Annotated in this window: 25 protein-coding genes and 1 tRNA gene; 12 read left to right on the top strand and 14 right to left on the bottom strand. The window is 63.0% G+C overall.

All coding sequences use genetic code 11. The annotated features are described in order from the left end of the window. Window positions 1-48 precede the first annotated feature (48 nt). Genes RWT78_RS01960 through RWT78_RS01950 form a run of 3 tightly spaced genes read right to left on the bottom strand, consistent with a single transcriptional unit; the run spans window position 49 to window position 1474 of the window. Window positions 49-834 carry an MBL fold metallo-hydrolase gene (locus tag RWT78_RS01960; protein WP_007732381.1) on the bottom strand — a complete coding sequence of 262 codons (786 nt, stop codon included), beginning with the start codon at window positions 832-834 and terminating at the stop codon, window positions 49-51. Next, window positions 834-1304, bottom strand: coding sequence for a RidA family protein (locus tag RWT78_RS01955; protein ID WP_003943508.1), 471 nt, complete (start codon window positions 1302-1304; stop codon window positions 834-836). The genes RWT78_RS01960 and RWT78_RS01955 overlap by 1 nt, the downstream gene beginning before the upstream one ends. Window positions 1305-1309: 5 nt before the next feature. Beyond that, entirely contained in the window at window positions 1310-1474 is a 165-nt protein-coding gene (locus tag RWT78_RS01950) for a hypothetical protein (RefSeq protein ID WP_314673471.1), read from the bottom strand. 53 nt (window positions 1475-1527) lie between these two features. Between RWT78_RS01950 and RWT78_RS01945 the strand changes: the two genes are divergently transcribed. Together RWT78_RS01945 and RWT78_RS01940 are read left to right on the top strand one after the other, a co-directional pair. Continuing rightward, on the top strand, window positions 1528-2541 hold the full coding sequence (locus tag RWT78_RS01945; protein WP_037130910.1) for an ArsA-related P-loop ATPase: 1014 nt from the start codon (window positions 1528-1530) through the stop codon (window positions 2539-2541). Beyond that, the gene (locus RWT78_RS01940) at window positions 2541-3719 is read left to right on the top strand and encodes an ArsA family ATPase (protein ID WP_007732380.1); all 1179 of its coding nucleotides are present in this window, start codon (window positions 2541-2543) and stop codon (window positions 3717-3719) included. The genes RWT78_RS01945 and RWT78_RS01940 overlap by 1 nt, the downstream gene beginning before the upstream one ends. Before the next feature lie 18 nt (window positions 3720-3737). Here the strand turns inward: RWT78_RS01940 and RWT78_RS01935 are convergent, their stop codons facing one another. Next, complete coding sequence (locus tag RWT78_RS01935) at window positions 3738-4061, bottom strand: WhiB family transcriptional regulator (RefSeq protein WP_007732375.1); 324 nt, start codon at window positions 4059-4061, stop codon at window positions 3738-3740. A 291-nt stretch (window positions 4062-4352) separates the two neighbouring features. Between RWT78_RS01935 and RWT78_RS01930 the strand changes: the two genes are divergently transcribed. Further along, complete coding sequence (locus tag RWT78_RS01930; RefSeq protein WP_003943525.1) at window positions 4353-6722, top strand: transglycosylase domain-containing protein; 2370 nt, start codon at window positions 4353-4355, stop codon at window positions 6720-6722. Between the two features lie 95 nt (window positions 6723-6817). Here RWT78_RS01930 and RWT78_RS01925 read toward each other — a convergent pair whose 3' ends face one another. Further along, entirely contained in the window at window positions 6818-7294 is a 477-nt protein-coding gene (locus RWT78_RS01925) for a GatB/YqeY domain-containing protein (RefSeq protein WP_003943491.1), read from the bottom strand. Between the two features lie 132 nt (window positions 7295-7426). On the opposite strand from RWT78_RS01925, the gene RWT78_RS01920 reads away from it, so the two are divergent. The 4 genes from RWT78_RS01920 (at window position 7427) to RWT78_RS01905 (ending at window position 9414) form a co-directional block, all read left to right on the top strand. Next, the gene (locus RWT78_RS01920) at window positions 7427-8395 is read left to right on the top strand and encodes a metallophosphoesterase (protein WP_003943461.1); all 969 of its coding nucleotides are present in this window, start codon (window positions 7427-7429) and stop codon (window positions 8393-8395) included. A gap of 54 nt (window positions 8396-8449) precedes the next feature. Then, window positions 8450-8523: transfer RNA gene (locus RWT78_RS01915), tRNA-Pro, on the top strand. A 74-nt stretch (window positions 8524-8597) separates the two neighbouring features. Further along, entirely contained in the window at window positions 8598-8921 is a 324-nt protein-coding gene (locus RWT78_RS01910; protein ID WP_003943496.1) for a hypothetical protein, read from the top strand. Between the two features lie 100 nt (window positions 8922-9021). Further along, complete coding sequence (locus tag RWT78_RS01905) at window positions 9022-9414, top strand: VOC family protein (RefSeq protein ID WP_063315193.1); 393 nt, start codon at window positions 9022-9024, stop codon at window positions 9412-9414. Here RWT78_RS01905 and RWT78_RS01900 read toward each other — a convergent pair. After that, window positions 9378-10934, bottom strand: a complete 1557-nt coding sequence (locus tag RWT78_RS01900) for an acyl-CoA synthetase (RefSeq protein ID WP_314673470.1) — start codon at window positions 10932-10934, stop codon at window positions 9378-9380. The genes RWT78_RS01905 and RWT78_RS01900 overlap by 37 nt on opposite strands. Window positions 10935-11123: 189 nt before the next feature. Here RWT78_RS01900 and RWT78_RS01895 point away from each other — a divergent pair, with 189 nt between their 5' ends. Continuing rightward, the gene (locus tag RWT78_RS01895; RefSeq protein ID WP_003943522.1) at window positions 11124-12155 is read left to right on the top strand and encodes an ABC transporter substrate-binding protein; all 1032 of its coding nucleotides are present in this window, start codon (window positions 11124-11126) and stop codon (window positions 12153-12155) included. Window positions 12156-12212: 57 nt separating this feature from the next. Here RWT78_RS01895 and RWT78_RS01890 read toward each other — a convergent pair whose 3' ends face one another. Then, the gene (locus RWT78_RS01890; RefSeq protein ID WP_003943458.1) at window positions 12213-12689 is read right to left on the bottom strand and encodes a MarR family winged helix-turn-helix transcriptional regulator; all 477 of its coding nucleotides are present in this window, start codon (window positions 12687-12689) and stop codon (window positions 12213-12215) included. A gap of 120 nt (window positions 12690-12809) precedes the next feature. Between RWT78_RS01890 and RWT78_RS01885 the strand changes: the two genes are divergently transcribed. After that, on the top strand, window positions 12810-14426 hold the full coding sequence (locus RWT78_RS01885; RefSeq protein WP_314673469.1) for a DHA2 family efflux MFS transporter permease subunit: 1617 nt from the start codon (window positions 12810-12812) through the stop codon (window positions 14424-14426). On the opposite strand, the gene RWT78_RS01880 is transcribed toward RWT78_RS01885, so the two are convergent. Continuing rightward, window positions 14385-14564, bottom strand: coding sequence for a hypothetical protein (locus RWT78_RS01880; protein ID WP_314673468.1), 180 nt, complete (start codon window positions 14562-14564; stop codon window positions 14385-14387). The genes RWT78_RS01885 and RWT78_RS01880 overlap by 42 nt on opposite strands. Window positions 14565-14575: 11 nt before the next feature. On the opposite strand from RWT78_RS01880, the gene RWT78_RS01875 reads away from it, so the two are divergent. Continuing rightward, window positions 14576-15244, top strand: coding sequence for a DUF6891 domain-containing protein (locus RWT78_RS01875; protein ID WP_314673467.1), 669 nt, complete (start codon window positions 14576-14578; stop codon window positions 15242-15244). 5 nt (window positions 15245-15249) lie between these two features. On the opposite strand, the gene RWT78_RS01870 is transcribed toward RWT78_RS01875, so the two are convergent. The 3 genes from RWT78_RS01870 to RWT78_RS01860 form a co-directional block, all read right to left on the bottom strand. Continuing rightward, window positions 15250-16995: a cholesterol oxidase substrate-binding domain-containing protein gene (locus tag RWT78_RS01870; RefSeq protein WP_314673466.1), complete on the bottom strand. Its 1746-nt coding sequence runs from the start codon at window positions 16993-16995 to the stop codon at window positions 15250-15252. A 118-nt stretch (window positions 16996-17113) separates the two neighbouring features. Then, window positions 17114-17917, bottom strand: coding sequence for a metal-dependent hydrolase (locus tag RWT78_RS01865; RefSeq protein WP_314673465.1), 804 nt, complete (start codon window positions 17915-17917; stop codon window positions 17114-17116). A 220-nt stretch (window positions 17918-18137) separates the two neighbouring features. Continuing rightward, complete coding sequence (locus tag RWT78_RS01860) at window positions 18138-18602, bottom strand: hypothetical protein (protein ID WP_003943487.1); 465 nt, start codon at window positions 18600-18602, stop codon at window positions 18138-18140. Window positions 18603-18769: 167 nt separating this feature from the next. Between RWT78_RS01860 and RWT78_RS01855 the strand changes: the two genes are divergently transcribed. Both RWT78_RS01855 and RWT78_RS01850 read left to right on the top strand, forming a co-directional pair. Then, window positions 18770-19474 carry a response regulator transcription factor gene (locus RWT78_RS01855; RefSeq protein WP_003943475.1) on the top strand — a complete coding sequence of 235 codons (705 nt, stop codon included), beginning with the start codon at window positions 18770-18772 and terminating at the stop codon, window positions 19472-19474. Next, window positions 19471-20850, top strand: coding sequence for a sensor histidine kinase KdpD (locus tag RWT78_RS01850; protein ID WP_003943504.1), 1380 nt, complete (start codon window positions 19471-19473; stop codon window positions 20848-20850). The genes RWT78_RS01855 and RWT78_RS01850 overlap by 4 nt, the downstream gene beginning before the upstream one ends. On the opposite strand, the gene RWT78_RS01845 is transcribed toward RWT78_RS01850, so the two are convergent. The 3 genes from RWT78_RS01845 to RWT78_RS01835 all read right to left on the bottom strand — a co-directional run bounded on the left by RWT78_RS01845 (window position 20747) and on the right by RWT78_RS01835 (window position 24150). Further along, window positions 20747-21736 (bottom strand): LLM class F420-dependent oxidoreductase, encoded by a 990-nt coding sequence (locus tag RWT78_RS01845; RefSeq protein WP_007732341.1) that lies wholly within the window; start codon window positions 21734-21736, stop codon window positions 20747-20749. The two genes, RWT78_RS01850 and RWT78_RS01845, sit on opposite strands and share 104 nt — an antisense overlap. A 6-nt stretch (window positions 21737-21742) precedes the next feature. After that, on the bottom strand, window positions 21743-22429 hold the full coding sequence (locus RWT78_RS01840; RefSeq protein ID WP_003943463.1) for an HAD family hydrolase: 687 nt from the start codon (window positions 22427-22429) through the stop codon (window positions 21743-21745). A gap of 269 nt (window positions 22430-22698) precedes the next feature. Beyond that, on the bottom strand, window positions 22699-24150 hold the full coding sequence (locus RWT78_RS01835; RefSeq protein WP_003943483.1) for a catalase: 1452 nt from the start codon (window positions 24148-24150) through the stop codon (window positions 22699-22701). Window positions 24151-24180: the final 30 nt, after the last annotated feature.

The raw sequence follows: 24180 nt of genomic DNA, 5'->3' as shown, positions 1-24180 counted from the left end.
CGGCAGTTCGGCTACACAACTCAGCTCTTCATGTCGGCGCCGAGCGCCTCAGCGTCGCAGATACGCCAACTGCACGTTGACGGATTTCTCCGCGACCGGCCACAACTTCGGGTCCACGTCTGAGTAGACGTGTTCGACTACGTCGCGCACCGAGGCCGACTCCCCCAACGTCGACAGAGCGGCCCGCACCTGATCCAGACGCTCCTCGCGGTGGGCGAGGTACTGCTGCGAAATCGCCTGCAGATCGGGCAGGTCCGGACCGTGCCCGGGAAGAACCGTCAGTCCTTCGCCGAGTGCAGCCAGCGATCGCAGCGAGGTGAGGTAGTCCCCCAGATCGCCGTCGGAGTCGTCGAGAACTGCCGTGCCGCGGCCGAGAATGGTGTCGCCCGTCAGCACGCTCGCATCGTTCTCGATGACTATCGACACCGAATCCGCGGTATGGCCCGGCGTCGCGAGGATCCGCAACTTCAGGCCCGCTACCTCGATCACTTCACCGTCGACAAGCGCCGAAGCGCCCCCGCGAAGAAAAGTAGGGTCGACGGAACGCACTGGAGCCGAAGTCAATTCGTGGAAACGGTCCACCCCGCCGGTGTGGTCGTAGTGCCGGTGCGTGATCAAGGTCAGCGCTACCGGACCGATACCAGCGACACGTTGCAGGTGTTCCTCGTCGTTGTCGCCTGGATCGACGACAACACACTCGACGCTGCCCGGAGCATGCAGAATCCAAGTGTTCGTACCGTCCAGCGTCATCATGCCCGGGTTGTTCTCGAGCAAGACCGAAGCGATGTCGGTGACGCGGCGTAGCTGCGCGTAGGCGGGATGGACCGTCGACATCAGCGAACTTCGACGATCAGTTCCACCTCGACGGGTGAGCCGAGGGGAAGTTCTGCCACGCCGACTGCCGAACGGGCGTGGATACCGGCGTCGCCGAGCACCTCGCCGAGGAACTCGGATGCGCCGTTGATCACGCCGGGCTGACCGGTGAATCCTTCGGCGGATGCCACGAAGCCGACAACCTTGACGACACGGACGACGTTGTCGATGCCGACCAGGGCGTCGATGGCAGCGAGAGCGTTGAGCGCGCAGGTGCGAGCCGCGGCCTTGGCGTCCTCATCCGACACGCCCGCGCCGAGCTTGCCGGTCAGCGCCAGTTTTCCGTCGACGAACGGGAGCTGACCCGACGTGTACACGTGGTTGCCGCTGCGAACCGCGGGAACGTACGCAGCGACGGGTGCCGCGACGGCGGGAAGTGCAATGCCCAGTTCGGCGAGACGCTCCGACCAGGTCTGTGTTGCCTCTGCCATGTGATTCAGCCCTTCGGACGCTTCATGTACGCGACGTGCTGCTCGCCCGACGCGCTCGGCAGGACGGCGACGAGTTCCCAGCCGTCGACACCCCTGTTGTCGAGAATTGCCTTCGGATTGTGGACCAGCAACGGAGTCACGGTGTATTCCCAGGAAGTTATTTCGCTCATGCGGTGAGCCTATCCCGCGTACATCTTCGGCCCCAGACTTATAGGCTCGCGGTGTGGTTGCATCCCAAGATGAGCTGAGCAGGACCTGGCCCGAGTCTGCGACGAAGGCCCGCCTGCACTTTGTGTCAGGTAAAGGCGGAACCGGTAAGTCCACGGTTGCCGCCGCGTTGGCGCTCGCGTTGGCCGAAGGCGGCAAGCGCGTTCTCCTCGTGGAGGTCGAGGGCCGCCAGGGAATCGCGCAGCTCTTCGACGTACCACCGCTTCCACCGCAGGAGACCAAGGTCGCGGCCGCCGAAGGTGGCGGTGAAGTGATGGCTCTGGCCGTCGACATCGAGACCGCGTTCCTCGAATACCTCGAAATGTTCTACAACCTCGGCTTCGCCGGCCGGGCGATGCGTAAGTTCGGCGCCATCGAATTCGCCACCACAATCGCTCCAGGCCTTCGCGACGTTCTGCTCACCGGCAAGATCAAGGAGTGCGTCATCCGCACCGATCGAACCGGCAAACGCGTGTACGACGCCGTTGTCGTCGATGCTCCCCCGACCGGGCGGATCGGCAGCTTCCTCGACGTCACCAAGGCGATGGCCGACCTCGCCAAGGGCGGCCCGGTGCATTCGCAGAGTGAAGGCGTCGTTCGGCTGCTGCACTCGCCGGAGACCGTCGTACATCTTGTTGCGCTTCTCGAAGCGCTGCCCGTTCAGGAAACCGCCGACGCCGCCGCAGAACTGGCGCGTGACGACCTCAACCTCGGTGCCATCATCGTCAACCGCGCCAGCCCGAGGTTCTTGCCCGAAGACCAACTCTCCGGTGCTGCAGCCGGCAACATCGATGCAGCTTCGATCCGGTCGACGCTCTCCGATGTCGGCATCGATCTGTCCGACGACGACTTCGCCGGCCTGCTCACCGAGACGATCGAGCACGCGTCGGTGCTCGAAGCTCAAGAATCCAGTGCGGAGAAGCTCCGCGAGATCGACGGCGCGCGGGTGCAACTTCCCGCACTCGCCGACGGCGTCGATCTCGGTGGGCTCTACGAGCTGGCCGAATACCTCACGGAACAGGGCGTGTGATGACCGAGACCACCGAGAACGTGACGGTCGGCAGTTCCAGGACCGGCCGACGCGCAGCTCCTGCCCTCGATATTTCGGCGATCATCAAGGACCCGACGGCCCGGATCGTGGTGTGTTGCGGCGCAGGTGGCGTCGGCAAGACCACGACGGCTGCGTCGCTGGCGTTGCGGGCAGCCGAAGAGGGCCGACGCGTAGTCGTCCTCACCATCGATCCGGCCCGTCGCCTCGCACAGGCCTTGGGTGTGGCCGAACTCGACAACACTCCGCAGCCGGTGAAGCTGGGTCCCGAGGCCACGGGCGAACTCCACGCGATGATGCTGAACATGCGTCGGACTTTCGACGAGATGGTCATCGAGCATTCGAGCCCTGAGAAGGCCGAGCAGATCCTGGCGAATCCCTTTTACCAAACCGTTGCCACATCGTTCTCCGGAACGCAGGAGTACATGGCGATGGAGAAGTTGGGGCAGCTGGCGTCGAACGACGCGTGGGATCTGGTGATCGTCGATACCCCGCCGTCGCGCAATGCGCTCGACTTCCTCGACGCTCCACAGAGGCTCGGAACATTCCTCGACGGACGGATGATCCGGCTGCTCTCGGCACCCGGCCGTGGCCTGACCAGGCTCGTGGCCGGCGCGATGGGATTGGCCCTGAAGGGTGTCTCGACCATCGTGGGAAGCCAAATGCTTTCGGATGCATCGGCATTCGTGCAGTCGCTCGACTCGATGTTCGGCGGTTTCCGTGAACGCGCCACGAAGACCTACGAGTTGCTGCGTCAGCCGGGGACTCATTTCCTGGTGATCGCAGCGGCCGAGCCCGACGCTCTCCGTGAGGCGGCGTTCTTCGTCGATCGCCTTGCGGGTGACTCGATGCCGTTGGCCGGTCTGGTTCTCAACCGCACTCACCCGACGTTGACGGCTCTGCCTGCCGATCATGCGGTGACCGCCGCCGACAAACTGGAAGCGAAGGAAAATGCGACCGAGGCCGAGGCCCTCACCGCAGCCGTTCTCCGCATCCATGCCCATCGGGCAGTGATCGCGAAGCGAGAAATCGCCTTGCTGAGTCGATTCACCGCAGCTCACCCGAGGGTGCCGCTGATCGGTGTTCCGTCGCTACCGTTCGAGGTCTCGGACCTCGAGGCGCTGCGCGCGGTGGGAGATCAGCTCACTCGTAAGGGCTGATCCCCCGATCGACCTGGATCAGACTGCTGAGTGATGCTGGCGCTGGTCTTCGAAGAACTCGGACCAGGAGTCGACGTCGGGGTGCTGCTTGAGCAGTGCACGGCGCTGACGTTCGGTCATTCCGCCCCACACACCGAACTCGACACGGTTGTCGAGAGCATCTGCTCCGCACTGCATGAGGACCGGGCAGTGACGGCAGATGGTGGCTGCCTTGCGCTGCGCGGCGCCACGAACAAAAAGTTGGTCGGGGTCGACCTCGCGGCATCGTGCCTGAGTTACCCAGGCAATTCGTGCCTCGGCCTGCTCGATGTCCAAACGGCTACTCGGGGTGGCTGTGTACATTCTGGGTCCCCTCTACAAAGTCTGACCGTCGCCATGAGGCGAGCAGCGCACCATCTCAGCCGTCTCGCGGTAGCACGTGAAAGCTGAGACACATTCGTGATCGAGTGTTACGTCGATCACACTGATCACAATTTAGGTAAAGAACGCCCCTAACGCAAGACGGTTGGAAGCATTTTTTGGTACGGCAGTACAAAGCGCGTGTTCAGGAGGTTTTGAACACCCGCAAAACACTGAAACCGGTTCCAATGGGTGGGCACACGTACTCTGTAGATCGTGTCGATTGCAAAAACAGTGGCGAAGCTCGCCGGAAGCTCCGCATTGGCGGGTGTCCTGGTCGCAGGGGTGATGTTCCCGGTGGCCGGCGGATTCGGATTCGCGTCCAATCGCGCCGCCGATACCGTCGACAACGTCTCGGCCGAACTGGTCGAAGGCACGGTCCCCGCGGTGTCCACCATGGTCGATGCGGCAGGCAATCCCATTGCCTGGCTGTACGACCAACGACGCTTCGAAGTCCCGAGCGAGAAGATCTCCAACAACATGAAGTTGGCGATCGTCTCCATCGAGGACCGCCGGTTCCCCGACCACAAGGGCGTCGACTGGCAGGGAACGCTGCGCGCCTTCCTCACCAACACGACGACCGGTGAAGTGCAGCAGGGCGCGTCGACACTCGATCAGCAGTATGTGAAGAACTACCAACTGTTGGTCGTGGCCAAGACGGATGCCGAGCGCCGCGCTGCCATCGAGACCACCCCGGCCCGAAAGATCCGCGAGATCCGGATGGCGCTGACGCTGGACAAGGAACTCACGAAAGACGAGATCCTCACCCGGTACCTCAACCTCGTACCGTTCGGCAACGGATCCTTCGGCATCCAGGACGCGGCTCAGACCTACTTCGGCGTCGACGCCGCAGATCTGACCGTTCCGCAGTCCGCGATGCTGGCCGGCATGGTTCAGTCCAGCTCCGCGCTGAATCCGTACACGAACGTCGAGGGCGTGACCGAGCGTCGTAACACCGTGCTCGACACCATGATCACGAACATTCCGGATCGTGCCGACGAGTTCCGTGCAGCCAAGGAAGAGCCCCTCGGCGTCCTCGAAACCCCCAACAACTTGCCGCGCGGCTGCATCGCTGCAGGCGATCGCGGATTCTTCTGTGACTACGCACTGAAGTACCTCTCGGATGCCGGAATCACCCGCGACCAGATCAACGAGGGTGGTTACCTCATCAAGACCACGCTCGATCCGCAGGTCCAGGCGTCCACCAAGGCCGGACTGAATGCGAACGCGAGCGCCAACCTCGACGGCATCGCGAACGTGATGAACGTGATCAGGCCGGGCCAGGATTCACACAAGGTCATCGCGATGGCCAGCAGTCGCACGTACGGACTCAATGCCGACGCCGACGAAACCGTCCAGGCGCAGCCGTACTCCCTTGCCGGTGACGGTGCGGGTTCCGTCTTCAAGATCTTCACGACCGCTGCGGCGATGGAGAAGGGCCTCGGCATCAACGCGACCCTCGACGTGCCCAAGCGCTTCGAAGCCAAGGGCATGGGTAGCGGTGGTGCGGCAGGCTGCCCGGTCTCGACGTACTGCGTGGAGAACGCCGGCAACTATCCGCCGACACTGTCCGTGACCGACGCCCTGGCACAGTCCCCAAACACCGCTTTCGTCAAGCTCATCGAGGCGACCGGCGTCACGCCGACGGTCGACATGGCTGTCCGCCTCGGCATGCGCTCGTACGCCGATCCCAACACCTCGGGCTTCGACGAGCGCAGCATGGCCGACTTCCAGAAGGAACAAAACCTCGGTTCGTTCACCCTCGGCCCCACCTGGATCAACCCGCTCGAACTCTCCAACGTCGCGGCCACTCTCGCCTCGCACGGCAAGTGGTGCCCGCCGAGTCCCATCGATTCGGTCTTCGACCGCTACGGCAAGCCGGTGGCCGTCACCGAGCAGGGCTGTGAGCAGGTCGTCGAGCCCGGCTTGGCAGACACACTCGCCAACGCCATGAGCCGTGACGACGTCGGCGCCGGTACGTCTGCCGGTGCTGCAAGCAGTGCCGGATGGAGCCTGCCGATGTCGGGCAAGACGGGTACCACCGAGACCCACAAGTCCTCGGCGTTCCTCGGCTTCACCAACAACCTCGCTGCGGCCGTCTACATCTTCGGCGACTCCCCGACGCCCGGCGAGATCTGCTCGAGCCCGCTACGCCCCTGCTACAGCGGCAACCTGTACGGCGGTACCGAACCGGCGAGATCCTGGTTCGCGGCAATGAACCCGGTCGCCAACAACTTCGGGCCCACCTCACTGCCTCCGATCGACGAGAAGTACGCACGGGGATCGCAGAACGGCCAGGTTCCCGAGGTTGTCGGCCTGAGCCAGTCGGCGGCGACGTCGAGGTTGCAGGCGTCCGGCTTCACGGTCAATTCCGTGACCACGGCGTCCGGAGCACGCGCGGGAACGGTCACCGGAGTTTCGCCGTCCGGGTCCGCGATCCCGGGTTCGACCGTCACGATCTACATCAGTGACGGTTCCGTAAGGGCTCCGGCAGCACCCGCATCCCCGGCAGCTCCAGCAGCTCCGGCACCGGGCGCGACTCCCCCGGATGCGACTCCGCCGGGAGGCGAACCCGCACCGCCTGCGGGGACCCCGCCGAACTGACGGCCCTGAAAACTGACGGCTCTGAAAACAAGAACGGCCGCGATCTCCGAGTGACTCGGAGTTCGCGGCCGTTTTCGGTTTCCGGTGGCGCGCTTCTACAGGCGGGACTTCACCGCTGCAGAGATGCGTGCGCCATCGGCCTTGCCCTTGGCCAGCGCGCTGGCGGCCTTGATGACCTGGCCCATCTGACGCATACCCGGACGCTCACCGAGCTCCTCGGACACCTGAGCGAGGGCGGTGTCGACGACGTCGACGAGTTCGGCGTCGGTCAACGGCGTCGGCAGGTACTCGTCGATGATCTGAGCTTCGGCGCGCTCTTTCGCGGCAAGTTCTCCGCGGCCGTTCTCGGTGTAGATCTCGGCCGATTCGCCGCGCTTCTTCGATTCCTTTGCAAGGACTTTGATGATTTCTTCGTCGGTGAGGACCCGTGCTTCCTTACCGGCAACCTCTTCGGTCTGGATGGCTGCCATGAGCATCCGAAGGGTGGCTGTACGTAGCGGATCCTTCGCCTTCATGGATGCAACCATGTCGGTTCGGAGGGTGGCTTTGAGCGATGGTGTCGTGTCGGACATGGTGGAAACGCTACGCGCTCGGCGTTTCGAGCGTGCCGATAGTTACCTCCGCCCGGACACAATTCTCTGTGGAATAGCTGTAAAAGGCGGCGAGAGCGACGCAGAAGAACGCCACACCCGTATCCTTGAGAGGTGTCTTCCCAGTTCCGCACCAATCTGACCCGCACCGCACTTGGTGCCGCGGGCGCCGCTGCACTAGGGATCGGGTACGCATCCGGCATCGAACGCAATGCATTTGCACTGCGTGAGGTGACGATGCCAGTCCTGGCGCCCGGTTCGTCGTCGCTGCGGGTCCTTCATCTCAGCGACCTGCACATGATGCCGAACCAACGGTTGAAACAGAATTGGTTGCGTGAACTCGAAGGCCTCGACCCCGACCTCGTGGTCAACACCGGAGACAACCTGTCGCACCAGCGCAGCGTCCCGGCAGTGGTCCAGGCGCTCGGCGATCTGTTGGCTCGGCCGGGTCTGTTCGTCTTCGGCAGCAACGACTACTTCGCTCCGAAACCGAAGAATCCACTGAGCTACATCTTCAACAAGGACAAGCGCATCACCGGGGATCCCCTCCCCTGGGGCGATCTGCGGGCCGCGTTCACCGAACGTGGATGGCTGGACATGACCCACGTGCGCCGCGAACTCGAAGTGGCCGGTATTCGCATCGCAGCCGCCGGCGTCGACGATCCGCACCTGAAGCGCGATCGCTACGACACCGTCGCCGGAACACCCAATCCCGTCGCCCAGCTCAAGCTCGGCCTGACGCACTCGCCCGAACCTCGAGTTCTCGACCGGTTCGCCGACGACGGCTACGACCTGGTGCTCGCCGGCCACACGCACGGTGGTCAGCTGTGCCTTCCGTTCTACGGCGCGCTGGTCACCAACTGCCAGATCGACCGATCCCGGGTCAAGGGACCGTCGAAGTGGGGCGCACACACCCAGCTGCACGTCTCAGCGGGCATCGGCACTTCGCCGTGGGCTCCGGCACGCTTCTGCTGCCGCCCCGAGGCAACTCTGCTGACTTTGGTTCCGGCGACCAGGCGCGAACCGGAGCATGTCTCCGCACACAGTTCCGCAGAGTCTCCAGCGTCGGTTCTACGCAACTGACCTGCGGATTTAATGTCAGTCGACTCGGTAATGTAAGCTAACCGAGGTTCGACACGGGGTGTGGCGCAGCTTGGTAGCGCGCTTCGTTCGGGACGAAGAGGTCGTGGGTTCAAATCCCGCCACCCCGACAGTGAAGAACAGAAATCGAGGCCCTTCCGCTTACGCGGGAGGGCCTCGATTTCGTTGACGATAAGGTGAAGCCGTGGCATCCGAACCAGACTTCGCGCACAACGACATGGCGAGCCGTAGCCGACGTGAGAAAGCTGTCGGTCTTGCCAAGTTCGCCTGGGATCGCGATATCAGTAGTGCAGAGTTGCTCGACATGCCCGACGATCGGCTGCGCAAGCTTGCGCGGGCGGCGGGCGCCAATCCGCCGAGCACGCGGGAGACCTGGACGATCGCGGCCGGACTGCTCGACGAGAAAGCCGTATGGGCAGCAGCCAACCCAGACCGTCCCGAAGCTCGGCGTGAGCATCCGGACGAGAAGATCATGTGGGTGAAGAAGCCGATCGAGCCCTGGCTGTGACAGCCGAATTCAGCGCAGCTGTGACAGCCGAATTCAGCGCAGGTGTGACAGCCGAATTCAGCGCAGCTGTGACAGCCGAATTCAGCGGAGCTGTGAAGCGGTGATCGGGCACGTCGATGAAGTAGTTGTGGATTGCTCCGCACCAGCCCAGTTGGCGACCTTCTGGGCCGGAATCCTCGGTGGGCAGCCGGTGGAGCGGAGCGCGGAGTGGGCGTTTGTCGACCCTCCGGGATGGACTCGCCTCGCCTTCCAGCGTGTACCGGAATCCAAGCTGACGAAGAATCGTCTACACATCGACGTCAGTGTGGATGACGTCGTCGCTGCGACCGAAGCTGCCGAGCGCCTCGGCGCAACTCGGGTCGGCACTGTCCAGCAGGACCCGGCCGGCACCTTTCAGGTGCTACTGGATCCCGAGGGAAACGAATGGTGCGTCGTCCGAAGTGCCGGAAGGGTGATTTACGCTCCGGCTACGGTTTCGCGAGCCCAACGGTAGTCGGCCTTACCGCTGGGCGAGCGGAGGATGGTTGGTACGAGCACGATCGAGCGGGGGATCTTGTACCCGGCGACGTGGGTGCGGCAATGCTCCGACAATGATTCCGTCGCAACATCTTCGAATCCCGGTCGAACCTGCACCACCGCGGCGACCTTCTCACCGAATCGAGTGTCGGGCGCACCCGCCACCAAAGCGTCGAAAACTGCCGGGTGAGTTTTGAGTGCCTGCTCCACTTCTTCGGGGTAGACCTTCTCGCCGCCGGAGTTGATGCACATCGAACCGCGCCCGAGCAGCACGATGGTTCCGTCGGCTTCCATCGTGCCCATGTCCCCGAGTACCGCCAGACGCACCCCGTCGACGACGGGAAAAGTTGCAGCAGTCTTGGCCGGGTCGCCGAAGTAGGCAACGGGAACATGGCCGGCCCGGGCGATGAAACCGACTGTGTCCGAGCCTGGTTCGATGCGACGGAATTCGTCGTCGACAAGAATCATGTTGGGGTTGGATCGAATTCGCTTGGAACCGTCCTCACCGAATTCGACGACGCCGTCGTTGCCGGATTCCGAAGCACCGAATGCATCCTTGATCACCAACCCCGGTAGTCGGGTTGTCAGTTCTGCTTTCAGGTTCGGGGAGAACAACGCGCCACCCGACCCGATCAGTTGGAGAGTCGAAAGGTCGTAGCGCCCTTCGCTTGCGGTAATGGCGTCGGCGATCGGCCGAGCAATTGCGTCGCCGACGACGGTGATTCCGGTGATCTTCTCGGCCTCGACCAGTCGCAACACTTCCATCGGATCGAAGCTGCGGGTCAGCACTCGGGGAGCTCCCATGAGGAATGCCGTGAGCAGTGAATAGATTGCGGCTCCATGCATGAGCGGCGGGATGAGTAGCAGCACAGTTGGATTGGTGTTCGCTACAGCTGCATCCACAACCTCTTCGAGGCTACGACGCGGCGGCCCGCTGAGGTTCGCTCCGGACAGGGCGGCAAAGAAGAAGTCCTCGTGCCGCCACACCACACCCTTGGGCATTCCGGTTGTGCCGCCGGTGTAGATGATGAAATGGTCGTCGTTGCTGCGAGGGCCGAAGTCGCGGGTATCAGTCTGCGCGGCAAGGGCGTTCTCGTAGTCTTCGCCGACGATCAGCACGTGGGTGATCTCCGGACACTGCGGAACCACGGCCAATGCCGTCGGCGCGAATTCCTCTTCGACCAGCAGTGCCACCATTTGAGAGTTGGTGTAGATGTACAGGAGTTCTGCATCGGTATAGCGGAAGTTGACGTTGATCGGTACCGCTCTGATCTTCAAGCAAGCCAGGAGCGCTTCGACGTACTCGACGCAGTTACGCATGTGAATACCGACGAGCTGCCCAGGCTCGACGCCCACCGACTGCAGGTGATGAGCGAGTCGGTTCGATCGCAGTTCGAGTTCGGCGTAGCTCAATCGCACGTCTTCCAGAATCAAGGGAACTCGATCGGGGATCGCATCGGCAACGGCCTCGAACAGATCGGCAATGTTCAGGGTCATCGAAATCCTCACTACACGCGTCTTCGCTTACCAGTACAGGTCTTTCGCGAAGCTAACACGTTGGTCGCACCCTGTAGTCCGAATTGCGTAGCGGTCCCGCTGAGCGAGACCTGACGCGCCGCTCACCTGGCATCAACGGTGCGGATACCTCCCTGACCAAGCCCGATAGCCGAAAGGTAGGGTAGCCTAATGCACTCACGCACCACTCTCCGGAGCCGCACGTCGGTCCGGGTCGCCATGGTTGCCCTGGCGACTGTTTTTGCCGCTACGGCCTGCGGCTCTTCCGACGCCGGCGGCAACGCAAACGGCAACACCGATGTCGCGACCGGCGGCAAGCTGTTCAGCACCGCCGACACGGAAACCGCGAAGCTCGGCAGCGATGCCGCGCCAGGCGAGTTCCCTCGCACCATCACCCATGCCCTGGGCGAGACCACCCTCGAGGCCAAGCCGACCCGCGTCGTCGTCCTCGACAGCGGTGAACTCGACGAGGTTCTCTCGCTCGGGATCACCCCGGTCGGCATCGCCAGCCCGGAAAGCGCCGCCGGTCAGCCGTCGTACCTGGCGGACAAGTTGGTCGGTGTCCCCGATGTCGGCACGACCAACAACCTCAACCTCGAGGCGATCACCGCACTGCAGCCCGATCTGATCCTCGGCAGCAAGCTGCGCCAGGACAAGCTTTACCCGCAACTCGCGGCAATCGCTCCGACGGTCTTCAGCATCCGCCCCGGCTTTCCGTGGAAGGAGAACTTCCTCCTTGCCGGTGACGCACTCGGCGAGGAGACCAAGGCTGAGCAGGTTCTCAACGACTACCAAGAGCACGCCGACAAGGTACGTGAGTCGATCGACGGTTCCCCGACCGTTTCACTGGTTCGTTTCATGTCCGGGAAGCTGCGCCTGTACGGCAATCTGTCGTTCATCGGCGTCATCTTGAAGGACGTCGGCCTGCCCCGCCCGGCGATCCAGGACATCGACGAACTGGCCGTCGAGGTCAGCCCGGAAACGATCACCGAGGCGGAGGGTGACCGAATCTTCTACTCCAGCTACGGAAATCCCGCCGACACCGGCCAGACCACGGTTGTTGCCGGACCGCTGTGGGCCAGCATGGACGCAGTCAAGGAAGGACGCGCCACCGAGGTGAGCGACGAGACCTGGTTCCTGGGTCTCGGCCCGACAGGTGCCGGCCTGGTTCTCGACGACCTGCAGGCCAAGCTCGGCAAGTAGCCGTCACCGGCACAAAGAACGCCGCCCGACTCTCCGGAGTCGAGCGGCGTTTTTTGTTCAGCGGTTGTCCTGCTCGAGGTGTTCGTTCATCGTCGAGTGAAGGTCGACGAGAAATTCCTCGAATCGACTGAGCAGTTCGGGCGGGTACTTCGCCATCATGGCGTCGAGTCGCACGGCAAGGGGCCCGAAGAACTCGTCCGCCAGGTCCTGCACATGCGCACTGCTGTGCAGCGTGACCACTCGCCGGTCTGCATTCTCTCGGGTCCGGACGATATGTCCCGCCTTCTCCAGGCGGTTGAGCAACGCGGTGGTTGCACCCGACGTCAGCGAGATCCGCTCTCCGAGGCGGGCGGGTGAGAGCGGCGTCCCCTTCTCCTCGGCAGCGGTGATTTCCATCAAGGCAGTCGCGTCGGTGGAATGCAGGCCGAGCCACGACGCGAATCGATGGCTGAATTCGGTGAACGTGCCACCGTACGCGCGGAATTCGTCCATCAGCCGCTCCCGCTCCACGGAGATGTCGCGCGGTGCCTCCACCTCGGTGATCCCACCTTTCCTGTGCCAGACGGCGGCCGGTCGAACCCAGCGCGCACGTTGACAACTTACCGCCTCAAATATACCTTCATAATAAAGTTACTTCACAATGGAGGTTTATTCGTGAACATCTCACCCACCACCCGCAAGTGGTTGGGCCTGATCGCCATTGCACTCGGCGTGGCACTGATCGTCGTCGACACCACGATCGTCAACGTCATAGTTCCCTCGATCATCGAAGATCTCGGGATCAATTCCGTTCAGGCTCAATGGATCCAAGAGTCCTACGCAATCGTGTTCGCGGCACTCCTGCTTCTGGTCGGCAGAGTTGCCGACCTGGTCGGCGCCCGTCGTATCTTCATCGCCGGTGTCGTCGTGTTCGGCGCAACGAGCCTGCTGGCCGGACTGGCGCCGAACGGCGGTCTGCTCATCCTGGCGCGCTTCCTGCAGGGCGCCGGCGCGGCCATGATCCTGCCCACGTCACTGTCGCTTCTGAACGCGATGTTCACCGGAAAGGCGCGCGGCCAGGCCTTCGCGGTCTGGGGCTCCACCATCGGCGCTGCATCCGCCCTCGGCCCATTGCTCGGCGGCTGGCTTGCCGAACATGCCTCATGGCGTTGGGCATTCGGGATCAACATTCCGCTTGCTGCGCTCATTCTGATCGGCGCAGTGCTGTTCATCGCGCCCTCACCCCGCACCGCTGGGCGCATCGACGCCACCGGAGCAGCACTGTCCATCGCCGGGCTCGGCCTGCTGGCCTTCGGCCTCGTCGAGGGACGTACGTACGGGTGGCTGACGACGAAGGAACCCTTCGATCTGTTCGGTCTGTCATGGTCCAGCGGACCGTCGCCGGTTCTGGTGGCGTTGGTTCTCGCCGTTCTGTCGCTCGGTGCGTTCGCCTACCGTCAAACCATGCTCACCCGCAGCGCCGATCCGTCGCGGGCGCTGATGGACGTACGGTTGTTCTCCATCTCGTCGTTCCGCAACGGCAACATCGCGACGCTGATCATCGGGCTCGGCGAGTTCGGAATCGTTGCGGTGCTTCCTCTCTGGCTCCAGTTCACGCTCGGATACAGCGCACTCCAGGCAGGGCTCGCACTGGTTCCCATTGCCATCGGCAGCTTTGTCGCCAGTGGTGCGAGCTTCGGGCTGGCATCGAAGGTCTCGCCGTTGGGCTTGGTCCGTATCGGTTTGGCTCTCGAGGCGCTCGGTCTCGCCGGTCTCGGATTCATCGCTGCGACAGACAGCCCCTGGTGGACTATCGCCGCAGTGCTGTTCTTCTACGGAATCGGCGTCGGTTTTGCGACTGCGCAGGTGACCAACGTCGTGCTCGAGGAGATTCCCGAGCAGAGCGCCGGTCAAGGCTCCGGCATTCAGAGCGCGTTCCGCCAACTCGGATCCGCACTGGGCATCGCCGTCCTCACCACGGTCTTCTTCAGCACTCTCAATTCGACGCTGAACAACGACCTCACCGGATCCGGTGTCGACCAAGCTCAGGCTGATCAGTTGACGCGGGCAGTCACCGACAGCGCAGGCGCCGCCATCGACTCGCTGGCCGGTTCACCGAACACTGCCTTCGTCGCCGACGCTGCCCAATCTGCGATGACTCACGGCATCACACTCGGCGGATACCTTGCAGCCGGATTTGTCGTGGTGGGCCTGATCGCCACGGCGCTCATCCCGAACAAGCCGGCCCCGTCAAACGAGGAGGAAACGAAAGCAGCAGTCGACGTCGCCTGACGGTCGGATCGGTGCAGTACGGTGCCGGTATGCGATTGCCCTGGTCACGGTCAGCACCGTCACGGTCAGCACCGTCACGGTCAGCACCGTCACGGTCAGCACAGTCACGGTCAGCACAGTCACGGTCAGCACAGTCACGGTCAGCACCGGTGCTCAGTGAGGCCGACATCGTCACCGTACGTGAGCAAGCACGCGAACTGGTAGTCCCAGGTTTCGCTACGTTCGACGAAATATGCGAAGCCGCCCGAGACTGTGTCGAGGGCGGCTTCGAGAACGACGAACTCGGCAGACAGATCGACGCAGTAGTGCGTGAGGTCTGGGACCACAGACTCGGGGAGCAGACCCAGTGGACGGCTCCCGGCGACTTCGAGCGCCTCTCCGCAGCCTTCGCCGAACTCGAGCGCAACGGCATCGTAGCCCGGATGAACTTCACCTGCTGCATGCAGTGCGGCACTACCGAAATCGACGACGAACGCACGCCGTCCGAACCCGACGAGAACGGGTATCCCTTTGCTCAGTGGGCGTACACGTTCTTCCACATGCAAGATGCGGAGCGTCTCGGCGACGAGCCGTCCGATCTCTACTTGTCCTACAGTGCGTTTCGTCCGGCCCACGATCTCGATCCCGCGCTGGTCGCCGATGCCTTCAGCGGCGACGAAACCGCCAAGGCACACATGATCGCGCACACCGATCAGACCGTCGGGCGCCAGGTAGCCGACGCACTCCGAACTCAGGGGCTGAGCGTCGATTGGAACGGTGACAACAATCAGCGTATCCGTGTCACCGACGTATGTTGGCGCAAACCGCTTCCGCAGTAGGAGATTCAGCTGGGTGGCAATACGCGGTCGAGGAACGTATTGCTGAATACGCGGTGTGGGTCGTGTTCGTCGAGAGTGGCGAGAGCGAAGTCCCAATTCCCGTCGCCACCGGCACGGAAGGTGGCAGGCACTGTGCTGGTGAGGAATTCGTCGTCCTGGTACGCCGCCTGATCGGTGAATGCCCACCCCTTGGACCACTCCGGACGGAAGGTCGCGTAATCGCCGGAGTAGTTCGCGACCATCCACCGTTCCATTTCGCGAAGGAACGCAGGCAATCCCGCGGTGCCGGGAATCGAGACCACGTTCATCCAGATCGCTGTGTCCCAGTCCTGACGATCCGCCCGCGGCCGCACCGCTGACAGGTCCGGCACTCCGGCGCTGTCGACCAACACCTCGCCGTCATCGTCGACACCGCAGAGACGCACTTCGAACGGCATGTTGACGGGATACTGCCCCAGCGACGCGTAGTGCGTCATTCGTTCGTTCAGCCAACTCGTCATCTCGTGGACGACTCGGCCGATGTTGGACCGCTTGGTGATCACGGCTCCGCCCCCGGCTACGACGCGCAAGGTCGTGTGCCGGAGGTAGAACAGAACGTCTTTCGACCAGCCCCAGAGATCGTCGGTGTCGGTCAGCACCAATCCTGCTGCTACAGCGCCGAACTGAGAGGCGCCGAACAGCGGTGTCGCACCTTGGAGACCCTGTGCCACCATCCCCAACGGGGTGGTGACCTCTTCGGGAATCGCGTCGGAGAAGAAGTAGTTGTACGGCCCGCTCACCTCTCGGGACTCCGGCGGTTTGACCGGGGTCGGTGTCCAGACCTTGAGCCACGGTGTTTGCGTGAACGGGAACCAGATTGCTTCCACCCGTCCGGATTTCTCGACGAAACTCTCGTAGGTACGCCCTGGCGACCCGGGAGCAGCAAAGAGTTCTTGCCACGGAATGTCGGTGAAACTCTGGCACCGCAGCCGATAATTCTCCCCGGCTTGCAGCGTCACGGAGGTGACGAAGGTTCGACCCAGATGGGTCAGGAAGGCGGTGCTCTCGACGTCCGATCGGTGAAATGTCTTCAGTGCGTACCGATTGATGGCTTCGTCCCACGCCACCACCGTGATCTCGGTGATCAGGTTGCTCAGCGAACCATACGATTGACCAGGGGTGATCGTCTCCCCCACCGCCGGATAGGTTGCCCCGTGAGCACCGATCGCCAGCGCGCCGGCGATGGACAGCTCACCGATCGCCGGAGAGTTGGCCCAGCCGAGCCCTTCTCGCTCGAGCGCTGTCAGAATCGCTTCGATACTGGCGCCGGCGCCCGCCGTGACCGTTGCGGGCGTGCCGTGCTGCACCACAACCGAATTCAAGTTGGCCATCGTATCGACCAGCAGAACTCGATCCGAAGGCGCGCCGGGCACCAGCGTCAACGGGCTCCACCCGTGCATCGTTCCCTTCGCACGCACTGTGTACCCGTTGTCGAACGCCCAGTTGGCGAGGGTGACGACGTCGTCGCTGTGACGTGCCGTGGCCGTCCACACGCTGTCGAGCATGATTTCTCGCGACCAGTTCGCGTACGCCTGCTGTGACAACGGAATGTCCGACGGAAATCCGGGCGGTGGCGCGATGGTCGATGCCGAACCCCAGGGAACTGCTCCCGCCGGCGCCCAGGAAATGCCCGCGAGAGCAGCTGCGCCGGCACTCGCTGCGAGAAATCCGCGCCGGCTCACACCGTCTTCGCTCGAGCTGTGCTCTGCCATGCGCTCTGCTTGATGCACCACTGCTCACTCCGTCAGCCGACTCGGTTCATGTCAGGGACGAACGTAGAACAAATATGATTACGATGCCAGTGGTTCCGTAATAAAAGTTTTCCGAAGCTCACTGCACCATCGGAGCGAAGACCGCGTAGATCGCTTCCGGGGCACCGTCGAACGCACTGATGATCAACCAGGCAGTCAGAACCGTCAGAGCCGGCCCGATCAGAACCTTCTCGAGGTTCCCACCTGCACGGATGGACAGGAATGACGGCAGCCGTTGTTCCCACCATCGTTTGCCGCCGAGCGGAATCAGGGGCGCGAGAAACGGCACCCCTTCCTTGGTGATCGCATCGCCGAGACAGTGCGTGGCGCAGCCCAGTGCCACCGCAACACCTAGCCCAGTGGATCCGGCCTCACTCGGATACCACTGCCAGGTGAGGGCAGAGAGCACCAACGCAACGGCGGAGACCGCGAGCCACCCCTTCTCCTTGGCCAATTCACCCGCCAATCCTCGGATGGCCAACCCGAGGCAGAAGAACAGGGTGATGATGATGGCTGGCTTCCCGAACTGAACAACCAGCGCCGAGACCCCGGCACCCAACCCGGCGGCGAACAGCGCGGTGTGCGTGAGCGTCCGATGCCCACCACGACGCTTGCCGTCCTTCTTGCCTTTGCTGATGCGGTAGAAGGTCACCGAAATTGCGTCGATGCCTTTGGCCAGAGCCTTGCTGAGCGGACCGAATGATCGGGAAACCGTCGACTGACCGGTATCGAGGTCGGGAAGCAAGGCGGCTCCGGCGCACACCCCGGCAAAGGTCAAGGTTTCCGCAGTGGATGTGGGCCCTCCCCAGTCGAGAGGCAACAACTCCGCAACCACCAACCCCACAGCAGCACCGGACATCGCGTGGGTGGGGCCCATGACCATGAAACACAACACCTTTCGAAACGCGCCCCGCATCAGGCCGTACCGCACCCTCTGCGAGACACCACACACATGACGCCGTCGGCGACGGCCCCGGCATGCTCGCCGAGACCGCCCCGAACGTAGCAAGTGCTACCGACAGGCTTGACCAACCTCCAGACCCAGTTGAGTACGGCCGTACCGTTCCAGGTCAAAGCGGTTCATGCGGAGCTTTTTTCGCTCGTCAGCCCGCGGCAACCGTGCATGACAGGGCAACGCCTTCCTCCAGCGGAGCGACACCGGCCATGTCGAGCACCTCTGCCGGAACACCTTCGGTGGTCGGAGCCCATTCGACGGTCGGCAACGCCGGCACCCCTTCACGCGCAACGAATGTCGCAGCTTCGCTCGGCACTTCGATAGTGACTGCGGCCGTACCGGCCTCCTCCGCGCGCACAACCTTGCCCTCGTCGATGAGCTTCTGCAGCTCCTCGTCGGAAATCGGCGCCGCGACACCACACGCTACTTCGGGAGCCACACCCAACTCGGCTGGAGCGGTCGCGATCGATCGCACCGCCACCGGTGACCCGTCGGAGATCGGGTTGGAAGCCCAGGCGATTCCCGGCGCCACTGCCATACCGAGGACCGCCACGGACGCCACCACCACACCGGTCCGGCGGGCCCGCTTGCCGTTCACTTTCAATCGCGTCATCGTTGTTCTCCTTGATCGAACGTTCTCGAGTTCTCGGCGCGGTCGCATCCGAGAAACCCGAGGTTATGAAGCCAACACTGCAGATCTGTTGTCGGTTTCTTAGGAGTTGATGAGAATGCGGCGGCCCCCGCTCCGAGCGGGGCCCCAGGCCTTGATCCGATGGCACCATGGCTGGGGTGAGTACACGCGAGCGCATCCTGATCGTTGACGACGACGCGAAGGTTCTGAATTCGCTCGAACGTGGACTTCGATTGTCGGGCTTCGATACGGCAACTGCCGTCGACGGACGGTCAGCTTTGTCGTCGGTGAACAAGCAATGCCCGGCCGCGCTTGTACTCGACGTCAACATGCCCGGTCTCGACGGCGTCGGGGTCGTGACGGCATTGCGCGCGATCGGCAACGAGGTTCCGATCTGCGTACTCAGCGCCCGAAGTTCCGTGGGTGATCGCATCGCAGGGCTGGAGGCGGGCGCCGACGACTACCTCACCAAGCCCTTCGAATTGGCCGAGCTCGTCGCCAGACTGCGCGCATTGCTTCGACGCACGACGCGAGCCACCCCGTCGGTCGACCATCCGATCACGGTGGGACCGCTGACGGTCGATCTCCGTGGCCATCGAGCGCACATCGACGGTAGGCGAATCGAACTCACCAAAAGAGAATTCGACCTGTTGTCGGTACTCGCCGAGCATGCCGGAGTCGTACTCAGTCGCGCACAACTCCTGCGACTCGTCTGGGGTTACGACTTCGCCGCCGACACCAATGTCGTCGACGTCTTTGTCACCTACCTACGCAAGAAACTCGAAGTCGACGGAGCGCCCCGCGTGATCCACACAGTGCGTGGGGTGGGCTTCGTCCTGAGGGCCGAACGATGAAGCGGCCGCTGTCACTTCAGACTCGCGTAGCCATCGCCTCGGGCCTGGCCGCCGGAATCGTGATTGCCGCGATCGGAATTGCGTTCGCGGTCTTTCTGCGTGTCAACGGATCCGAACAACTCGAACGCACTCTCGATTCCGTCACCCTGGGCGTCGCGGCGAGTGCGCCGAGCCCGCTATTCATCGAAACATCAACTGCAACAACAGAACCATCCGTGGTCAGCCCCGGATTCAACGCCGCGACCGTCAGCGCCTTGGCTACCACCGATGTTCGCAGTCGTGATGTTCTGGTGCCCGGCGACAGCGGCGCCGCACTGGCCGTCAGCATCCCCGAAGACCCACTGACCCAGGCAATCCGTGAACAGCAGTTCCAAGTGGCCGCTGCAGCAGTGGTCGCCATCCTTGCCGCGGCCGGGCTCGGTTGGTTCCTCACCGGCCGAGCCGTCCGGCCACTACAGCAATTGACCGAGACCACCAGTTCGATCGGCAACAACCTCGACGTCGACGGACTCTCGCGCCGGGCACCGTCGGTACGTGGAACGCGAGAAGCCGAAGAACTGTCGGAGGCAATCCACAGCATGCTCAGTCGCATCGAAAGCGATCGAAGCCGCACCGAGGAGGCGTTGGAGTCGGCACGCGATTTCGCTCGCGTCTCCGCCCACGAACTGCGCACACCTCTCACGTCGATGCGTACCGATCTCGAAGTTCTCGCAACACTCGATCTCACGGAAAGCCAACGGCGCGAACTGTCCGGCGAATTGTTGGAGGCGCAGCGCCAGATCGAGCGCACCCTGACCGACCTCGAGACTCTAGCCCTGGGTGACGTGGCCGATCCCGAGGATTGTGCCGACGTCGATCTCGTGGAGGTTGCCGATCGCGCCGTCGCTGACGCAGGCCGTCTGCACCCGCAGGTCGACGTTCGTTTGAAAGCACCGGAAGAACTTTCGGTTCAGGCCTTTCCCGCGGGTATCCGTCTGGTGCTGACCAACGCCGTCACCAATTCCGTTCGGCACGGCAATGCCGACGAAGTCGAGATCACCGTCCGATCAGGGGCTGCGACGGGTTCGGCGACGGTATTCGTCGACGACAACGGCACCGTGATCGCGCCTTCGGAACGCGAAGCGATGTTCGAGAGATTCGTTCGTGGTACCGGTGCGGGCGACGCCGGAAGCGGTTTGGGACTGGCCCTCGTCGCGCAGCAGGCGAGGCTGCACGGCGGTAGCGCGCGACTCGACAAGAGCCCACTCGGCGGAACTCGATTGATCTTCTCGATCAACCCAATTCGACGTGCAGAGCCTCGAGCAGCGGCTTGGCCGCCTCGTCGAAGAATCGGTCTTGGGTATCTCCACCGATCTGTACCAGTGCCACATCGGTGAATCCGGCGTCCGTGTATGCCTTGACCGCTTCGACGATCACATCGAGATCGGGACCACACGGAATGCTTTCAGCTACATCCTCTTTGCGCACGAACTGAGTCGCACCCGAGAAGCTCGCCGGCGTCGGCAGTTCGGAGTTCACGGACCACCCTCCGCCGAACCACCGGAACTGCTGATGAGCTCGTGCAATTGCCGTGTCGCGATCAGGGTCCCACGAGATCGGAATCTGACCGATGGTCCGGCCTGCGGGAGCCAATCCGTATGCTCGGCCGTGCACGTGCTTCCACAAGTGCACTAGCTCCGAATCCGGTTGCACGGCAATCAGATCGTCGGCCATCGGACCGAAACGCTCGACGGACTTGTCTCCGGACATGGCCAGCGCCAGCGGAACCGGGTTCTCGGGGAGATCCCAGATCCTGGCGGACTGGACGTCGAAGTACTCCCCCTTCCAGCTCACCAGATCTCCGGCGAGCAGTGCGCGAATGATGCTCACCGCCTCCTGCAGCATGTCCTGGCGGGTGTCGATGGACGGCCAACCCTCGCCGACCACATGCTCGTTCAGGCTCTCGCCACTTCCCAATCCCAGGGTGAAGCGTCCGTCCGCGAGGATCTGGATCGTCGCAGCTTTCTGAGCGACGACGGCGGGGTGGTACCTCACGGTCGGACAAGTCACGTACGTCATCAAACCGACTCGCTCGGTGGCGTGGGCGACTGCCCCCAGCACCGACCAGGCGTAGGGTGCATGCCCCTGCTCGGTCAGCCACGGCGAGTAGTGATCACTCATCACTTCGAAGTCGAAGCCGACTTCTTCGGCCCGAACTGCATGGCGAACCAGTTCTTTCGGACCTGCCTGCTCCGTCATCAAGGTGTAGCCGAATCGTGCCATCACTGATCAACTCCCGGTATCTAGGCCTGAAACGAGTTCGGAAATCACACTGCCGTCGAGGTGGTCGAGGAGGTCGCGGGCGTCGTCGTACACGGCAGCCGCACCCGCACCTTCGAGTTCGTCGGTCGACATGCCGCCGCTGCGCACTCCCACAGCCACAACGCCCGCCCATGTCGCCGCCTTCATGTCCCAGACGGCATCCCCGACCATGACCGCATTGCCCGCGTCGACACCTGCCTTCGCGAGCGCGACCTCGATCAGGTCCGGATCAGGTTTGGCCTCGTCGACGGATTCCGAAGAGGTGGCGGCGTAGATCATTTCGTCGATGTCGAGCGTCCGGCGTAGCAACTTCAGTTCGTCGTCCGGCGCCGAGGTAGCGAGCACCACGTGCAGTCCGAGCGAGTGAACTCGGCGGATCAACTCGCGCGCTCCCGGCAGTACTCGGAGACGGTCGGCCGACTGCCGGTAGTACGTGGTGTGAAGTTCTTTGGCTCGCGGTCCGCACCCGTCGATGTCTTCGCCGAGCAAGGACTCCAGTAGTTGGTCTCCGTCCATGCCGATGCTGCGGTGTACCCGCCACGCGTCGACCGGGCGACCTACCTCGAAGAAAGCTCGCGACCACGCTTCTACGTGCAGATAGTTGGAATCGACGAGCGTTCCGTCGATGTCGAAGAGAACCGCACCTATTGCCATGGGAATTGACTGCCCAACACCTCGGTTCGCGAAACTTGTGCCCCGAGCATTCTCAGCTCGAGAAGCGGATCATGGAGAGTGCGAACAGCAGAAGTGCACGTCGAACAGGGGTGTCGTCATGGAGTCAGTCGTTGTATTCCTTCTCGCATGCTTCGTCTATTGGTTTGCGCTTCTGTAGTTGGGTAGACGGAAACGGACCGCTGCCGGGAAGTGATTTCCCTTGCAGCGGTCCGCATTCGGTAGACCTAGGCGATGCTCATGTCAGCGGGTCACTGACCTGCGCGTACACCTTCTTCGACGCGCTTGCCCAAATCTGCGTCGACGTTCTTCCAGTACTCGAAGACACGCAGCAGAACTTCTTCGCTGACGCCGGCAAGGGCGTGGCCGACGATGTTGCTCACCAGGCGCTCACGAGCTGCGTCGTCGAGAACTTCACGGACCAGCGTTCCGGCCTGCGTGAAGTCGCCGTCCTCGGCGTGCTCGATGTATCCGGCGCGCACTGCCTTGCCGTCGAATGCCCACAGTCCTTCGTCACCGGCAACCGACGGATCGGCATGCGGTCCGCCGTACGAGTTCGGTGCGTACACCGGCGTCGACGGGGAATTGAAGCTGTAACGCATGGCGCCCTCCTTGGAGTAGGAGTTCACCTCGTTCTTCGGGGCATTGACCGGCAGGTCGGCGTAGTTGGTGCCGATGCGGTAACGATGTGCGTCGGCGTAGGAGAAGACGCGACCGAGAAGCATCTTGTCCGGGCTGAATCCGATGCCGGGCACCACGTTCGACGGCTCGAAGGATGCCTGCTCGATCTGCGCGAAGAAGTTCTCCGGGTTACGGTTCAGCGTCCACTTGCCGACCTCGATCAGCGGGTAGTCCTTCTGGGACCAGACCTTGGTGAGGTCGAACGGGTTGAAGCGGTAGCCTTCGGCCTCGTCGACCGGCATGATCTGAACCTTGAGTGTCCAGCTCGGGAAATTACCGGCCTCGATGGCGTTGTACAGATCCGCGCGGTGGTAGTCGGGATCGCTACCGGCGAGGCTGTCTGCTTCGGCCTGCGTCAGGAACTCGATGCCCTGATCGGTCTTGAAGTGGTACTTCACCCAGAAGCGTTCACCCGCAGCGTTGACCCACTGGTAGGTGTGCGATCCGAAGCCGTCCATGTTGCGCCAGGTCTTCGGGATACCGCGGTCACCCATCAGCCAGGTCACCTGGTGAGCGGTCTCGGGACGCAGAGTCCAGAAGTCCCACTGCATGTCGTGGTCACGAAGACCGGAGCCGGGCAGTCGCTTCTGCGAACGAATGAAGTCGGGGAACTTGATGGCGTCCTTGATGAAGAACACCGGGGTGTTGTTGCCGACGAGGTCGTAGTTTCCCTCTTCGGTGTAGAACTTCATCGCGAAACCGCGCGGATCGCGCCAGGTGTCCGGGCTGCCCTGCTCACCGGCGACGGTGGAGAAGCGGACGAGGGACTCGGTCTTCTTACCCGGCTGCAGGAACGCGGCCTTGGTGTACTTGCTGACGTCGTGTGTGATGACGAGTTCACCGAAAGCGCCGCCGCCCTTGGCGTGGACGATGCGCTCCGGGACACGCTCGCGGTTGAACTGCGCGAGCTTCTCGATCAGGTAGTGGTCGTGAAGGAGCACCGGCCCCTGAATACCCGCGGTCAGCGATTCGTCATCACTTGCGACCGCGATACCGAAATTGTTGGTGGTGGGCTTGGTCATGGCGAAGCCTCCTAGCGTTGTGGGCTGGGC

Origin of the sequence: uncultured Rhodococcus sp., from assembly GCF_963525155.1 — a bacterium.
Lineage (GTDB): Bacteria > Actinomycetota > Actinomycetes > Mycobacteriales > Mycobacteriaceae > Rhodococcus_F > Rhodococcus_F qingshengii.
This window is presented reverse-complemented; position numbering and strand designations above follow the sequence as displayed.